Here is a 15800-nt window from a genome sequence, read left to right as displayed (position 1 = left end):
CCGAAGTGCGATGACAAGTTTGAAACTGACAAAAAACAAAACAACACTAAACCCGAAGGCTCAGTACTGACTTGTATTGTCCAAATATGTTTCCAAAAGGAATCCTTACCCCTCCAAAAGAAGAGGCACGGGATCAAATTGGCATTTGACATAGTGCACGCTGTTGAGTTCTCAAGAATCGAGCGCTTCCCTCTTCAGACCTCACGGCCATCTCTAAGGAGCAATCGCTTGCACTGCAAACCCCGGACAAGAACCACGGACCGTGAGCATGAAGCTCATCCTCCGCACAACCACCTGGAAGAACCAGAGGCCGTTGATCTCGCTACCCGGTGAGGCAGGAGTTCCGAGTGTAGATCATGTTGCTCCAACTTGCAAGAACAAGTGGCAGATGCTGATCTTTCTTTCAGAACTGTCTGGCCCGTGCGACCCGCTCTCGCGTTTCGCTCCGTCGGCCTGACGAGTGATTACATTACGCAGAGACCCAGCGGCGCACAACTCGGGGGCGATCCCGGGCGTGTCGTCGCCTGTTCACGCGGAAGCTGCCCGCGGGACGGCCCGTGCGTCGGAACAGCCGGTGCGTCAGTCGGCATAGACGCGCTGGGCTCCGCCATCGAACTTCTCGAGAGCCCCGGTCTCTCCCGCCCGGACTGCACGTCCCCCGAGCCAGAGCGCGTAGACCAGGTAGAGCCCGAGCGCCGCGGCGCCGATGGCGATCTTGATCGGCCACGGCCAGTCCTGACGCGTCACGAATCCCTCGACGAGTCCGGAAATGAACAGGAAGATCGTCGTTCCGATCGCCACGACGATGAGCGCGCGACCGTCGTCAGCAAGCGACTGGATCCGCGTCTTGGCTCCCGGCGCCACCCACGCCCAGAAGATGCGAAGACCTGCCCCGGCAGCGACGAAGACCATCGTGAGCTCGAGCAGGCCGTGAGGCGCGATCCACAGGAAGAAGACGTCGAGGTGCCCGTGCGCGCCGAGGACAGCCGCGCTCTGCCCGAGCCCAAGCGCGTTCTGCACGAGCACGACCGGCACCCACAGACCTGTGATGCCGAAGGCGATGCACTGCGCCGCGATCCAGGCGTTGTTCGTGAAGACCCGCGCAGCGAAGCTGGATTCCGAGAACTCGGAGTAGTAGCCGACGAAGTCCTCCTCGGCGTACTGCTCGAGCGCAGCCTCGGAGCCGAGGAAGCCGAGTATCTCCGGGTTCGCCACGATCCACCAGTAGCTGAGCGCGGCGATCGCGATCGTGAAGAGGGCCGCGCCGAGCGTCCACCACCGCACGCGGTAGAGCGCGGCAGGCAGCGCCATCGTGAAGAACGCCCCGAGGACCACCAGGATGTTTCGCCCGGCTCCGGTGAACCTCCCCCGCGCGCGCGAGAGCTGCACGGAGAGGAACTCCCCCTCGCGAGTCTCCCCGTAGCTCGTGCGCAGCGCCGACAGCTCCGTCGACGAATCCTGGTAGCGGGTGATGAGCTCGTCGATCTCGGCGCCGGTCAGATTGCGGCGCCGAGCGAGCGCCCCCAGGCGCTGCCAATCCGCCGAACGGGCGGTTGTGAGAGCTTCAAGATCCATCTGTTTCAATACTGCCATGGCCACTCAGACGCGACCCAGGGAACGCCTGAGCGTCACCGACGAGCAGCTTGTCGTCGGAGAAGGAGTCCACCTCGACGTGCGACCCGCCGGCTTCGCGCTCCGGGCCGCCTCCTCCGCCCTCGACGCACTCGTCTACATGGCCGGCTACATCGGGCTGCTCATCCTCACGATGACCATCCTGTCGAGCGATGATCTCCCCGTCGCCATCGACGAAGCGCTGCTGAGCGCCATCGCCATCGCCCTGCTCGTCGCCTGCCTCGTCGTCGCACCCTGTGTCGTGGAGACGCTCACGCGAGGGAGATCCGTCGGCAGGTTCGCCACCGGCCTGCGAATCGTCCGCGACGACGGCGGCGCATCCGGGTTCCGGCAGGCACTCATCCGCGCCCTTCTCGGCTTCATCGAGCTGTACGGATCGGCTGGCGGCATCGCCATCATCACGGGCCTCGTCAACTCGCGGGCCAAGCGACTCGGCGACATCCTGGCCGGCACGACCTGCCAGCGCGAACGTGCCCCGAAGCTCCGCCGGCACCTCGGGCCGATGCCCCCGCAGCTCATCGGATGGGCTTCGATCGCCGACGCAGGCAGGCTCCCCGACCGCACCTCGCGTCGCATCCTCGACTACCTCGACCAGTCCGCGCAGCTCACTCCGGCCCACCGGGACCGAGCGGCAGGCGAGATCGCACGCGAGACGCTCCCCCACGTGCATCCGATTCCGGACGTCGACGCCGACACCTACCTGCGGGGTCTCGCCGTCCTGCGCCGAGACCGCGAGCTCGCGGCCCTGACCGCGATCGCCCGTCGAGAGGACGCACTCGCGCCCACCCTCAACGGCATGCCCCACTCCTTCCCGGACCGGGGGTGAACGGCTCGGTCACCGAGCGACACGACGAAGCCCGCCAGACCAGCTGGCGGGCTTCGTCGTGTCGGCAGCGAACGGCGCCGAACGGATCAGGAGCGGATCAGTAGCGGTAGTGGCTGACCTTGTATGGCCCGCCCACCTCGACGCCGATGTAGTCGGCCTGCTCCGGGGTCAGCTCGGTGAGCTTCACGCCCAGGGCATCGAGGTGGAGGCGCGCGACCTGCTCGTCGAGGTGCTTCGGCAGCACGTGGACGCCGATCGGGTAGGCATCGAGTCGCTGCCAGAGCTCGAGCTGCGCCAGGACCTGGTTCGTGAAGGAGCTGCTCATCACAAACGACGGGTGACCCGTCGCGTTGCCGAGGTTGAGCAGGCGCCCCTCCGAGAGGACAAGCACCGAACGCGAGTTCGGAAGGCGCCACTCGTGCACCTGCGGCTTGATCTCGACGCGCGTCGCTCCTTCGAGCCGCTCGAGGCTGGCCATATCGATCTCGTTGTCGAAGTGGCCCACGTTGCCGACGATGGCCATGTGCTTCATGCCGAGCATGTGCTCGAGCGTCAGCACGCTCTTGTTGCCGGTGCACGTGATCCAGATGTCGACCTGGTCGAGCACGTCCTCGACCTTCGCGACCTGGAAGCCGTCCATCGCGGCCTGCCACGCGCAGATCGGGTCGACCTCGCTCACGATGACGCGCGCGCCCTGCCCGCGAAGGGCCTCAGCCGCGCCCTTGCCGACGTCGCCGTAGCCGACGACGAACGCCGTCTTGCCGCCGATCAGCACATCCGTCGCACGGTTCAGGCCGTCGGGCAGAGAGTGGCGGATGCCGTAGGTGTTGTCGAACTTCGACTTCGTCACCGAGTCGTTCACGTTGATCGCAGTGAACTGCAGCTCCCCGCGCTCGGCGAGCTCGTAGAGGCGGTGGACACCGGTGGTCGTCTCCTCCGTCACGCCGCGCACCTCCTCGGCGATGCGTGTGAAGTGGCCTGCGTCGTGGGCGATCGAGTCGCGGATGGTGTCGAGGACAACCCGCATCTCGGTGCTGTCCTCATCGCTCGTCTCGCGCACGGACCCGGCGAGCTCAGCCTCACGGCCGAGGTGCACCAGCATGGTCGCGTCACCGCCGTCATCGAGGATGAGGTTGGGGCCGACCGCTCCTTCGGCGCTCCAGTCGAAGATGCGCGAGGTGCACCACCAGTACTCCTCGAGCGTCTCGCCCTTCCACGCGAAGACCGGCACTCCGCTCGGCGCCTCGATCGTGCCCTCCGGACCGACGGCGACGGCCGCGGCCGCCTCGTCCTGCGTGGAGAAGATGTTGCAGCTCGCCCAGCGGACATCGGCACCCAGGTCGGTGAGCGTCTCGATGAGCACCGCCGTCTGGACGGTCATGTGCAGCGATCCCGCGATGCGCGCCCCGGCCAGCGGCTTCTGCCCGGCGTACTGCGCCCGGAGCGCCATGAGCCCGGGCATCTCGATCTCGGCGAGACGGATCTGGTGACGACCCGCGGGTGCGAGTGCCAGGTCCGCGACGACGAACGGACGTTCGGTGGAGAGCTCGATACCCGACGTTGGTGCCATGAGTGCTGCTTCCTTGCTCCGGGGGTGATGGATGCTGCTGCTCTCGGCCCCGAGACGGGAACCGAGGCCGCGTTTTACTGCGCTCGGATGAGGGACAGTACCTGGTCGCGGAGCGACTGCAGGCGTGCCTCGTCCTTGGCTTCGGCGTTCAGACGCAGGAGCGGCTCGGTGTTGGAGGCGCGCACGTTGAACCACCAGAAGCCGGTCTCGTCCGCACCGCGGACCGTGAGTCCGTCGAACTCCTCGAACTCGGCCGTGCCGGCGAAGGCGTCGACGATCCTTGCAAGGGCGGCCGGCACATCCGCGACCGTCGAGTTGATCTCCCCGGACGCGAAGTACGGGTTCTCGAGCCCGCCGATCTCGGAGAGCTGCTTGTCGGATCCGCCGACCGCTGCCAGCACGTGCATGGCGGCGAGCATCCCGTTGTCCGCGCTCCAGAAGTCGCGGAAGTAGTAGTGCGCGGAGTGCTCACCGCCGAAGACCGCGTCGGTGGCCGCCATCTGCGCCTTGATGAGCGAGTGGCCGACCTTCGTCTGGACCGCCTTCGCGCCTTCCTGCTCGATGGCCTCCGGCACGTGACGGGAGACGATGAGGTTGTGGAGGATCGTGGGCTCGGTCTCGCCTGCCGTGCGCACACGCGCGATCTCCCGTCGCGCCACGATCGCCGTGACGGCGCTCGGCGAGACCGGCTCGCCGAGCTCGTCGATCAGGAAGCAGCGGTCGGCGTCGCCGTCGAAGGCGAGCCCGAGGTCCGCACCGTGCTCGAGGACGGCCGCCTGCAGGTCGACGAGGTTCTTGGGGTCGAGCGGGTTCGCCTCGTGGTTGGGGAACGTGCCGTCGAGCTCGAAGTACATGGGGATGATCTCGAGTGGCAGCGCCCCGAGACCGGCCGCGTCGCCGAGCACGGCAGGCACGGTGAGACCGCCCATCCCGTTGCCGGCGTCGACGACGACCTTGAGCGGGCGGATGCTGGAGAGGTCCACCAGCTCGCGCAGGTACGCCGCGTAGTCGGCGAGCACGTCGATGCGCTGCTCCGAGCCCGGCTGATCGACCGCGGCGATGCCGTCGTCGAGGAACGCGGCCGCCCTGTCGCGGATCGCGGAGAGACCGGTGTCGAAGCTGAGCGCCTTGGCACCCGCAAGCGAGAGCTTGATGCCGTTGTAGGCAGCGGGATTATGGCTCGCCGTGAACATGGCGGCGGCCGCGTCGTAGCGGCCGGACGCGAAGTAGTCCTCGTCGGTCGAGCAGAGGCCGATGTGCGTGACGTTCGCGCCTCGCGCGATCGCGCCGCGGGCGAAGGCGGCGGCGAAGCCAGGCGAGGAGTCGCGCATGTCGTGGCCGACGACGACCGTCTGCCCTGCGAGGGCGAATTCGTCGACGAACCCGGCGCCGAGCGCCGTCACGAGCGTCTCCGTGAGCTCGCTGCCCACGAGCCCCCGAACGTCATAGCTCTTCACGACACCAGAGAGAGAACCCCGTTCGTCAGTCGACGCGGGTGCGATAGCCACAGAAGTCATGAACCCAAAACTACCGGACGCATCATGCTCCACCCCTGCGGCGGCGTCGAGCGTTCCGCGTGGCGTGCGCACAGGTCGTAGCTGTGCGGTTCCGCCGCGAGCGCAAGCGGGCCGATGACGGCGAGCTTGTCCTCGTAGTCGAACGTCAGCGTGTACTCCGCTTTGCGGGAGCACGCGACTCGTGAGCATGGTCGATTGGGCATCGGGGCCAGTGTACGCCGGGCGTAAACTCGCAGTCATGCCACGTCGCCGCCGGGAGAAGAAATCCGAGAACGCCAGGAGGCAGGCGCGCCCCGAGCGCGGCCTCGCCCGCGGAAGGCACGGCCGGGGCATCCGCTCGAGCGTCGCGGGCCCCTACCTGCCGATGCTCACGGGACGGGTGGTGCGGTTCGAGAACCATGTCGCGGATGCCATGAACTACCTTCGCGCGGCGAACCCCGAACGGCTCGCGAACGTGCAGGTCGACATCGCCAACGTGCCCAAGACGCTGCAGCACGCCGATGGCATGGACCGCTGGCATGTCGAGACTCCGAACCGGATCATCCTCTACCGAGTCGCGATCGATCGGCTCGCGCGGCTGCACTGCGAGGACCCGGTGCACTACCGGATGCTCGTGGAACGGTGCGTGCTGCAGGCGGTTGCCGAGCTGCTCGGCTCGGACCCGTGGGACATCGCGCCGGAGCGCTTCGGCGACGAGTGACCTCGCCGGTCGAGAGCCGGGCGCTCAGCGGTAGACGGTGATGACCTCGGCGAGCGGGTTGCTCGCCGAGATGGGGATGGCAGCGAGCTGGCCGTCGCCCGCGTACGCGAGCTGGACGGAGACCCGGTCGAGCCCCTCGAGCCGATACTCGCGGCCCGCCTCGACGTCGACGGACGTCGTGCCGTGCGCCGGGACGGCGATCTGGGTCTCCGTGCCGTCGTCTGCGATGAGCGTCGCAGTCTTCTCGACCCCGTCGGCGTCGGCGAGCTGCAGCTTCGGTGACGGGCCGTTCGGCACGGCCACGACCTGACTGCCGCTGAGAGCGGGAACGGGCTGGTACCAGGCCAGGTCCGAGGTCGTCGCCGTGGCCGTGGTCTGCACCGAGGCGACGACGGGGTGGCTTGCGTCGATCTCGAGGGTGTACTGGCCGATCGGATACCCGGTGAGCGGGATCTCGGTGGTTCGGCCTCCCTGGATCGTCAGCGAGATCGGCTCGAGCGACGTGCCCGCTGCATCGCGAACGGCTACCGAGAGCTCGGTCTCCTCGTCGCCGGGGGCGAGGACTCGAAGCGTGGCACCGCGCTCGAGCACCAGGGTGCCCTCCGCCTCGGACGCCGTGCTGGTCGACGGCACGCCCACGATCGAGAGGGAGGTGCTCGGCGCGTCCTGCGCTCCGATGATCTCGATGCCGCTCGGTGTCGCCCCCGAGGTGCGTGTCTGGTGGAGCGTGGAGATGACGCTGCCTGAGACGGCCTCGACCTGCACGACGAGGTCGCCCCGGTCGGGCGCCACACCCTCGAGGCTCACCACCTCACGGCTGCTTGCGGGCACCGCGATCTCACGGATGGTCGGCGCCTGCACGGTGCCGTCGGCCGTCGTCACCGTCACGCGGACCTCGGCGGCCCGGTCGGCGGGGTTCACGATGACCAGCTGCGTGCTGCTGCCCTCCGCGGTGCTCCCCCCGACGAGCCACTGCTCGGCGGACGGCATGCGGCAGGATGTCGCGGCGAAGCCGGCAGCCGAGGGCTGCGCGAGCTCCAGCGTCTGTGCCGCCCCGAACTCGGTCGGGGCGCCGTCCTCGGCCATCCCCGGAACCGTGAAGCGAACGGGCGCGAGCGCCTGCTGCTCGTCGGCCGCTGGCGTCGACTGCACGATCGGCTCGATGTCGAGCTCGTCGAGGTCGCCGGCGAGGCGGATGCTCGTCGTCCCGAGCGTCGCGGGCAGCGTCGGATCATCCGTCGCCAAGCCGAGCAACGTGAGGGGACCCGGGCACACCCGCTCCTGCGCGCTCGCGACCGGGCTGACGAGGACAGCGTTGGCGGGGGTGGAGAGCACGCCCTCTGGTGCGAGCTGCACCGCCGCGACCACGCCTCCCACGGCCACGAGCGCGGCGCCGACGCTCAGGACCCGCCAGATGGGACGCCGCCCACCCGCAGCAGGTCGGGGTGTCTCTCGAGCGGCGTCATCCGCGGCACGGGCCTCGGCGATCACGGTCGATTCATCGGGCGTCATGGTCGCCTCCCCGTGCTCCCGTGCCGAGCACGTCGTCATCGTCGTCCTCGAAGTCATCGACGGTGAGCGACGTGACGTCGCGGCGCAGCATCCGCTCTCCGCCGTCGATATCGTCGCCGTCCAGGTCGTACCAGGGCCGGCCGGTGGTCTTCTCACGGCGGCGCACATCGGCGGCGCGAGCCGTGAGGCCCCCGGTCGGGAGGGCGGTGAGGAGGGTGAGCGCGAGCAGGACGCCCTGCACGATGAGCATCCACCGCCCGAGCGTCGTCCCGGTGTTCGCCGTGTCGAGGGGGCCGGCGACGCTCGGGTCGGTGGGTTCGAGCGTGGGTCCGACCACCTGCCAGAGCGCGCCGAACTCCGTGGCGCCCGCCGGGCGCAGGCCCGGGTTCGCGTCGAGCGACGACACGAGTCGGCCCTCCATCGTCGCCGCGTCGCTGGAACCCTCCGGGACGAGCAGGTACGAGATGCCGAGCGCGTGCAGCTCCTCCGTCGGGCGGAAGAGGGAATCCGAGGCGAAGTTCACCGCCAGTTCAGCCAAGCGCTGGTCGCCGGAAGAGAACCCGACGCTCGTTGCGCGGAGTGTCGACTGCGAGTCGAGGCTGTCGCCCGTCCCGCGCTCGAGCCGCACCTCGACCGCGCCGCTCGGGAGGGGCACGATGACGAGCGTGCCCACCTCATCAGAAGCCCGCCCCTGAGCGTCGACGATGGCGGGGAGGGACCGGCCGTCGCCCGCGCCGACCAGTGAGTCGCCGCGTGCCACCGCGGTTGCCGGCAGTGCGGCGAGCAGCACGATGCCGGCGATCGTGACGCCGGCGAGGACCTGCGAGGCGCGCGCTCGGATCGCACCGAGCGTCGCCGCGGCCGCCACCACGGCGCCGAGCCACATGAGCGACTGCGCGCTGCCGGGCCACAGCGAGATGCTCTCGACGCCGACGTGCGCGAACCCGAGACGGGTTGCCGCCGCACTGGTCACGAACCCGAGGAGCAGGAGCTGGAGACCGAAGAGCGCCGCGCGCCAGTTGCGGCCACCGGGGGCGAGGACAGCGAGGAGGAACAGGGGCGCCACCAGGACGGCGGCGACGATCGGGGCGAACGGATACGCCTCGAGCTGCCCGCCAGCCCAGCCGGGATCGGCGACGAGCGAGGTGGGAACTCCGAGGAGCAGCTGCCACGCGTCTGGCGCCGTGCTCGCGAGCGGGACGCCCGGGTCGGCGAACAGGGCGAGTGGCCTCCCTCGGTTCCATTGCGCGACCGCGAGCGGAGCGAAGAGGACCAGTGTCGGAGCGGCCGTCAGCAGTCGCTGCAGGAACCCGCGACCGCCGATCACCAGCCAGACGAGCCAGACGACGGCAAGCGGGACCGCGAGGAGCGGAGCGGATGCGATCGCGACTGCGGCGAGCAGGCCCGTGGCGGCCGCGCGCGACCAGTTCCGGGAAGCGCTCAGGGCGGAGAAGATCAGCCATGGGAGGACGAGGTGCGCGATGACCGCCGCGATGCGACCTTCGGCCAGGGCCACCAGCAGCGGGGGCGCGAGCATCCAGGCGAATGCGCCGAAGGCGCGGAGGCCGGCCCGCTTGGTGAGGCGCGCCACGAGGAGCCAGGCGCCCATCGCGGCCAGCGGGAGGGCGAAGAGCCAGAGCAGCACGATGCTGAGACTCGGGTGCCAGAAGGTGAGGGTGCCGAGCACCGCGAGCACATAGGTGAAGGGGTCTGCCACGCCGAAGGCCCCGTCGCCCACGTCGCGGACGCCGTACCCCGTCCTCCCCCACAGCGCGCCGACCGAGTCGGCGAGGGGAAGGAGCCCACCTCCGGACAGCGTCGTCTGACCGATGAGCGGCAGCGTCAGGCCGAGACCGAGGAGCGTGGAGACGAGCAGGACCCAGAGACCGCCGGAGCCGACAAGCGAGTACCGCTCGCGCTCTTCGTGCGTGAGCGCACGCAGCTCCTCGCGCTGCAGGCCCAGCGTCTTCTGGTTCTCCTCGGCGCTCACGAGTAGCGGCTCGATGACCGTCCACGACTCGGTGCGGGTCTTCGCGAACTGCGCCCTCGAGCGAGCTGCGCCCGTCTTGCCGAACGTCACGCGAGCTGCGGAACGGAGCTCGGCGAGGATGCGCCGCGGGCGCTTCCGAACGAGGTGCCAGACGCCCTTGAGGATGGCGATCGGGATGAGCAGGAGCCGGAGCACGGCGAACGCGGGCGCCGGGGTCTTCGTGAGGTTGCGGTGCACTCTCGCCGTATCGCGCGCCGCCGCAACGGCGGACGCGCTCATCGAGGGGTTCATCGCGGCCGTGCCCGGAGCCTCAGGGTCGCAGGCAACTCGAGCGGACGGGGTCAGCAGCACACGACCGCCGGCGAGCCACACGCGCGTGCAGAAGTCCAGGGCATCGTCCACTGCCGGGAGGCCGGGGTCGAACCCGTCGAGCGCCAACCACGGCTCGCGGCGCACCAGCATCCCACCAGCCGCGACACCGAGCACGTCGGAGTCCTGATCGAACTGTCCCTGATCGAGCTCGTCCTCGCGAAGGCGGAGGCTCTCACCGTTCTGCAGCATGGACTGCCCGAACTCCACGAGCGTCGCGGCGTCGTCGCTGCGCACCAGCTTCGGACCGGTCACCTCGAGCGACGGGTTCCGCTCAGCCGTCGCGAGCAGCTGCTCGAGCGCATCGTGCTCCGGGGCGTTGTCGGCCGCGAGCAGCCAGAGCCAGTCCCCCTCCGAGTGGAGGCCCTGCTCCTCGAGCACGGCAACGGCTTCGGCGACGGCACCACCGAACGTCGTGTCGGTCTCCATCGTCAGCAGGATGTCCGGTTCGGATGCGCGCATGATGTCGAGCGTCGAATCCGTCGAGGCCAGATTCACCATCACGACACGCTCGGGGAGGCGCGAGGAGCCCTCGAGCGCGGCGATGGTGCGCTCGAGCGCGCGCGACGCATCTCGCGCGACAAGGATTGCGGTGACTCCGGGACGCATTGAACGAATGGTATTCGGGTCCCCCTGGCGATCTGGCATTGCGGGCGGCAAGCCGCGACACGCGTCGACGCGCCCTGGCTCGCGTCCCGCATCCTGCTCGTCCGCTGACGGATGCACGAAGGGCCCCGTCCGACCGGAGTCGAGACGGGGCCCTTCCTGCTCGTGCACTGTCGCCCGAGGCTGACCGGCCAGACGCTACGGCCCGGGCCTCGTGCCCGTGGCCCGCGCGGCTCAGGCTTGCTTGCGAAGCTTCCGCCGCTCCCGTTCGCTCAGCCCACCCCAGATGCCAAAGCGCTCATCGTTGGAGAGCGCGTACTCGAGGCAGTCGCTCCGGACCTCGCAGGAATCGCAGATGCGCTTCGCGTCGCGCGTCGAGCCGCCCTTCTCCGGGAAGAAGGCCTCGGGGTCGACCTGCGCGCACAGCGCGTCTGCCTGCCAGGCGAGCGGGTTGTCGTCTCCGACATTCCTGCGGACTCCTGGGACGCCGAGGACGACCGGGTCGACATACCAGTCTTCGGGAACCGAGGGGTTCCTCCCTGGAATTGCCATATCACGTTCTCCCCACGTTGCTTGCGGGCACCTGCCCGCGCGTCGGAATCATTACATCGTTGTAATTCACCCCGCGTCAAGTCGAAAGCCCTCAACACTAAGCCCGGTCTTGAGACTTTTCGGAGAAGCCGCGCGGGTTTGGCGACGGCGTGTCGCCGAGGATCCCCTGAGGGACCAGGAAACGACGCGCCAGAACGTCCGCGCCGGAAATTCCCAGCTAGTCGGCGTGTCGCATCGGCACCGTGTCGCGCCTGTCGAGGCCCGGGCCCGCGGCGAAGAGGTCGACCGAGCCGATCACGCGCACCGGCAGCTCGTCCGGGGTCACGAAGACAGACTCGCCCGCCGAGATGGACGCGGTCGTCTTGGCTCCCTCGAGGCGGGCCTCCCCCTCCAGGCACAGCAGCATCGTCGGCCCGTCGAGGTGGATGGTCTTGACCGTGTCGACAGGGCTCGGCACGACGCGCACGAGGCGGAAGTCGGGGATCTCGGGCCGATACTCCTCGACACCGTCCTGGATGCGCGTCGCCGCGATGTACGGCGGGGGCACCGGCGCGAAGTCCAGCCGTGCGAGCAGCTCCGGGATATCGATGTGCTTCGGCGTGAGCCCGCCGCGCAGCACGTTGTCGGACGCCGCCATGATCTCGATGCCGAGCCCGCGGACGTAGGCGTGCATGTTCCCCGCCGGGAGGAAGATGGCCTCGCCACGACGGATCGTGATGTGGTTGAGCAGGAGCGCGAGCGCGATCCCGGGGTCACCCGGATACATGCGTGCGAGCGTCGCGATGATGCCGCGCTCCCGAGCGAAGCGCTCGGCCTGGTCAGCGGCGTCGCCTCCCGCGAGCGCAACCCGGGACACTGCGGCGACGAGTTCATCAACCGCCTCGCCTCCCTCGAGGAGCCACGTGACGAGGTCCCGGAGGTCCTCACCGGTGGCGAGCGCGCGGACTCGAGCGCTGAAGTCCGCGAGCGCGGCGCGCCCGGCTTCCGGCTGCTCCTCGTCCGCGTCCGCCCGCTTGGCGAAGTCGCCGACCACGGCCGCGACCTCGCCGAAGTCGCGGAAGCCGGCGAGGGCATCCATCGTCTCGCTCAGAGCGAGGAGCATCTCCGGCTTGTGGAGCGGGTCCTTGTAGTTGCGCTCCGGCGCGCTGAGAGGGATGCCGGATGCATTCTCCCGATCGAACCCGCGACGGGCATCCGCCAGCGTCGGGTGCACCTGCAGCGACAACGGGGCCGCAGCCGAGAGGACCTTCAAGAGGTACGGGAGCCCCGGCCCATCACCCTCTCGCAGGCCCATGGCGTACCGCCCGAGCGTGACCACCGGCTCCTGCGCGATCCAGGCGTCGAGCGTCCTCGCCCCACCAGCCAGTTCGGGGTCCACGATACGACTCGGCGCCCCCGGATGCGCACCGAGCCAGAGCTCGGCTTGCGGCACCCCATCCCAGTCCGCGTCGTCGAGGGTGCAGGCACCCGTCGTGCCGAGGAGCTGCGAGATCGATCCCGGGGCACCCCAGGCGTAGTCGCGGGGCGCATTCTTCAGTGGCAGAAACATCACGCGAAGGCTACCGAATCTCGCTCCGCCTGTGGGAGAGGTACGACGAACTGCATGCCAGGCACAAGGGTGCGCACCCAGCCCGCGCTCGACTTCATGGATTCCACCAACCCGGTGGCGCACGCGGTTCACCTCTTCGTAAGCTCGCGGAGCGCTCGATTCATCGCCGAAGGCAACGCCGCCACGGTCTCGCAGCGCCCCACCCCGCTCGACCAGGAACAGGACGGTCATGGACGACAACGAGTTTCAGCTGCTGCCAGGCGACTTCACCGGGCTCGAGGCCGAGCTCTCTCCGGAGGAGAAGGGCCTGATCTCGAACCTCCGCGACTACCTCGAGCGGGATGTGCGCCCCGTGATCGACGCGCACTGGGAGGCTGCGACCTTCCCGCACGAGATCGTGCAGGGCCTCGCCGAGGCCGGCGTCGTCGGCCTCGCGTTCGAGGAGACCAGACGATTCGAGAACTCGGCGGTCTTCCGCGGGTGGACTGCCCTCGAGCTCGCTCGCGTCGATGCGAGCGTCGCGACCTACGTCGGCGTGCAGAACGGCCTGGCCCTCGGCGCCATCGGGCTCTGCGGGTCGGTCGCTCAGCGCGAACGCTGGCTCCCCGCGCTGGCGTCTGGTGAGATCGTCGGCGCCTTCGGCCTCACCGAACCCGGTTCCGGCAGCGACTCCGCCAGGGGGCTCACGACGACCGCCGAGCGCGTCGGAGACGAATGGGTGCTCAACGGCGCGAAGCGCTGGATCGGGAACGCGACCTTCGCGGACATCGTCGTGATCTGGGCCAAGGATGTGGCGGACGGGCAGGTCAAGGGCTTCGTGGTCGACACCTCGCTTCCCGGCTTCACCGCGACGAAGATCGAGCGGAAGGTCTCGCTCCGCATCGTGCAGAACGCCGACATCACGCTCGACGACGTGCGCGTGCCCGCCGACGCCAAGCTCGAGCACGCCAATTCGTTCAAGGACACCGCCCGTGTGCTCCGCAAGACCAGAGCGGAGGTCGCATGGCTCGCGACGGGCATCGCCGTCGGCGCCTACGAGACCGCCCTCGCCTATGCGAAGGATCGGCTCCAGTTCGGCGCCCCCATCGCGGCACGACAGCTCATCCAGGAGCGCCTCGTCGACGCGCTCGGACTCATCACCTCGAGCATCACGCTCTGCGTTCGCGTGTCGCAGCTCGACGACGACGACGCGCAGCGCGACGAGCACTCGGCGCTCGCGAAGGCGGTGGCCACGAGCAACATGCGACAGGTCGTCGCCCTCGCCCGCGAGGTCTGCGGGGGCAACGGCATCGTCGCCGACTACGGCGTCGGCCGGTTCTTCGCGGATGCGGAGGCCATCTACTCGTACGAGGGAACCAGGGAGATGAACACCCTCATCGTCGGCAGGTCGATCACGGGCCACGCGGCGTTCGTGTGAGCGACGCCGCCCGTCGCGCGGTCCGCGGTTCCGGCGGACCAGCACCGATCGGGTCCGCGAGTGAGCGAGAATAGGCCGGTGAGCTCCACCCGAATCCCCGCAGCCTCCATCGCGACCGAACGCGCCCCGTGGCGTCGATTCGTGTCGCGGGTACCCGGGAGCCCCGGGCTCACGGCCTTCGCGACGTTCACGTTCTTCACGGCCTTCGCCGGCGACTTCTGGCGCAACCTCTTGACCTGGTACGGCTTCGGCGTCGTCGTCGCGATCATCATCGGCGTCGCGATCTGGCTCCTCGCCAGCAAGAAGCCCCTCCCGAAGATCATGCATCTTCCGTCAGCACTCGTCGCCTTCGTCGTCTGGTGCGCCTTCTCCATCATCTGGTCCGCCTACCGACCCGAGTCGCTTCTCGGCTTCGGCATCCAGCTCGTGACGGTGATCGTCGCCCTCGCCCTCGCCGTCTCCCTCACGAAGCCGCAGTTCCTGCGCGCCTTCAGCGCGGCCATGCGCTGGATCCTGGGCCTCTCGCTTGCGTTCGAGGTTCTCGTCGCGATCTTCTTCCCCGGTGGCGTGCTCCCCCTCGCCCTCCTCATCCCCGGTCAGCTCGAGCGGGTCTCCGGCATCCCCGGTGCCACCGCCGAGACCGTGCCAGCCGCGTTCCTGTGGAGCCAGGGGCACATCTTCGCCGGCAGCGCCATCCAGGGCATCCTCGGCAACCGCAACCTGCTCGCCATGGCCGCGCTCCTGTGCGTCATCGCCGTCGCCGTGCAGTGGTACGCCAAGCAGATGAAGCGGTGGCCGGCGATCACCTGGATCGTGCTCGGCCTGGTCGCCATCCTCCTGTGCAAGTCGGCCACCGTCTTCGTGGGATGCGCTGTCGTGCTCCTCGCAGTGGCCCTCGTCTTCATCGCACGCCCGCTCAGCAACGCGCAGCGGTGGGGCATGTACGGCGCAGTCTTCGCCATCATGCTCGTCGTCGGCTGGATCGTGCTGCAGTTCAACACGCAGCTCTTCGGCCTCATCAACCGTTCGAGTGACATGTCGGGGCGCGGCGACATCTGGGCCGAGGTCGGTCGACTCGGCAGCGAGCACTGGCTCACCGGCATGGGGTGGATCAGCTACTGGGCCCCGTGGGTGGAGCCGTTCAAGGGACTCCTCGTCGTCGACGGAGTGCACTTCCTGCAGGCCCACAACGCCTACCTCGACGTGTGGATGCAGACGGGCCTCATCGGTGCGTTCTTCTTCGTCGGCATCGTGCTCTCGACCCTCATCCGCACCTGGTGGCTCGCCGTCGACCGCCCGCAGACCGACGCGAGCGGGCCGCGGGACTTCCCGCCGACGGCGATGCTCGCGTTCCTCCTCATGGTCGCCCTCACCGTGCAGTCGCTCACCGAGTCGCGCCTCCTCGTCGAAGGCAACTGGTTGCTGCTCTGCTACCTCGCCATCTACTCGAAGCTGCGCATCCAGGACCTCCCCGCGCTGCCGAGGCGCACCATCTCGACGAAGACGGGGCCCCTGCCGATCGTCGAGCGCAACAAGCTCGAGGGCGTCTGACGCTTCTCC

The 15800-nt window shown here is 68.9% G+C and carries 12 protein-coding genes; 4 read left to right on the top strand and 8 right to left on the bottom strand.

What is annotated here, in order from left to right:
• Positions 1-579: 579 nt before the first annotated feature.
• A complete protein-coding gene (locus C5C17_RS05110) occupies positions 580-1575 on the bottom strand; it encodes a stage II sporulation protein M (protein ID WP_104252268.1) in 996 nt (331 codons plus the stop codon).
• 16 nt (positions 1576-1591) lie between these two features.
• Between C5C17_RS05110 and C5C17_RS05105 the strand changes: the two genes are divergently transcribed.
• Positions 1592-2458, top strand: a complete 867-nt coding sequence (locus C5C17_RS05105; RefSeq protein ID WP_104252267.1) for an RDD family protein — start codon at positions 1592-1594, stop codon at positions 2456-2458.
• 97 nt (positions 2459-2555) lie between these two features.
• Here C5C17_RS05105 and ahcY read toward each other — a convergent pair whose 3' ends face one another.
• The 3 genes from ahcY to C5C17_RS05090 all read right to left on the bottom strand — a co-directional run bounded on the left by ahcY (position 2556) and on the right by C5C17_RS05090 (position 5748).
• Entirely contained in the window at positions 2556-4028 is a 1473-nt protein-coding gene (ahcY, locus tag C5C17_RS05100; protein WP_104252266.1) for an adenosylhomocysteinase, read from the bottom strand.
• 74 nt (positions 4029-4102) lie between these two features.
• Entirely contained in the window at positions 4103-5545 is a 1443-nt protein-coding gene (locus tag C5C17_RS05095) for a phosphomannomutase/phosphoglucomutase (RefSeq protein WP_104252265.1), read from the bottom strand.
• Positions 5542-5748 (bottom strand): DUF3499 family protein, encoded by a 207-nt coding sequence (locus C5C17_RS05090; RefSeq protein ID WP_104252264.1) that lies wholly within the window; start codon positions 5746-5748, stop codon positions 5542-5544. The genes C5C17_RS05095 and C5C17_RS05090 overlap by 4 nt, the downstream gene beginning before the upstream one ends.
• 35 nt (positions 5749-5783) lie before the next feature.
• On the opposite strand from C5C17_RS05090, the gene C5C17_RS05085 reads away from it, so the two are divergent.
• Complete coding sequence (locus tag C5C17_RS05085) at positions 5784-6245, top strand: hypothetical protein (RefSeq protein WP_104252263.1); 462 nt, start codon at positions 5784-5786, stop codon at positions 6243-6245.
• 24 nt (positions 6246-6269) lie between these two features.
• Here the strand turns inward: C5C17_RS05085 and C5C17_RS05080 are convergent, their stop codons facing one another.
• The 4 genes from C5C17_RS05080 to manA all read right to left on the bottom strand — a co-directional run bounded on the left by C5C17_RS05080 (position 6270) and on the right by manA (position 12823).
• Positions 6270-7757: a DUF5719 family protein gene (locus C5C17_RS05080; RefSeq protein ID WP_146079080.1), complete on the bottom strand. Its 1488-nt coding sequence runs from the start codon at positions 7755-7757 to the stop codon at positions 6270-6272.
• Complete coding sequence (locus tag C5C17_RS05075) at positions 7744-10725, bottom strand: glycosyltransferase (RefSeq protein WP_181028492.1); 2982 nt, start codon at positions 10723-10725, stop codon at positions 7744-7746. Before C5C17_RS05075 ends, C5C17_RS05080 begins: the two co-directional genes overlap by 14 nt.
• 231 nt (positions 10726-10956) lie before the next feature.
• Positions 10957-11274, bottom strand: coding sequence for a WhiB family transcriptional regulator (locus C5C17_RS05070; RefSeq protein WP_104252260.1), 318 nt, complete (start codon positions 11272-11274; stop codon positions 10957-10959).
• A gap of 217 nt (positions 11275-11491) precedes the next feature.
• Complete coding sequence (gene manA / locus C5C17_RS05065; protein WP_104252259.1) at positions 11492-12823, bottom strand: mannose-6-phosphate isomerase, class I; 1332 nt, start codon at positions 12821-12823, stop codon at positions 11492-11494.
• A 229-nt stretch (positions 12824-13052) separates the two neighbouring features.
• On the opposite strand from manA, the gene C5C17_RS05060 reads away from it, so the two are divergent.
• Together C5C17_RS05060 and C5C17_RS05055 are read left to right on the top strand one after the other, a co-directional pair.
• Complete coding sequence (locus C5C17_RS05060) at positions 13053-14240, top strand: acyl-CoA dehydrogenase family protein (RefSeq protein WP_104252258.1); 1188 nt, start codon at positions 13053-13055, stop codon at positions 14238-14240.
• Between the two features lie 78 nt (positions 14241-14318).
• Complete coding sequence (locus C5C17_RS05055) at positions 14319-15791, top strand: O-antigen ligase (protein WP_104252257.1); 1473 nt, start codon at positions 14319-14321, stop codon at positions 15789-15791.
• The last annotated feature ends 9 nt before the right edge of the window (positions 15792-15800 follow it).

Origin of the sequence: Pseudoclavibacter sp. RFBA6 (genome assembly GCF_002931575.1) — a bacterium.
Classification (GTDB): Bacteria; Actinomycetota; Actinomycetes; order Actinomycetales; family Microbacteriaceae; genus Pseudoclavibacter; species Pseudoclavibacter terrae.
Note: the sequence above shows the minus strand (reverse complement) of the source record. Positions and strands in the feature narration are given on the sequence as shown.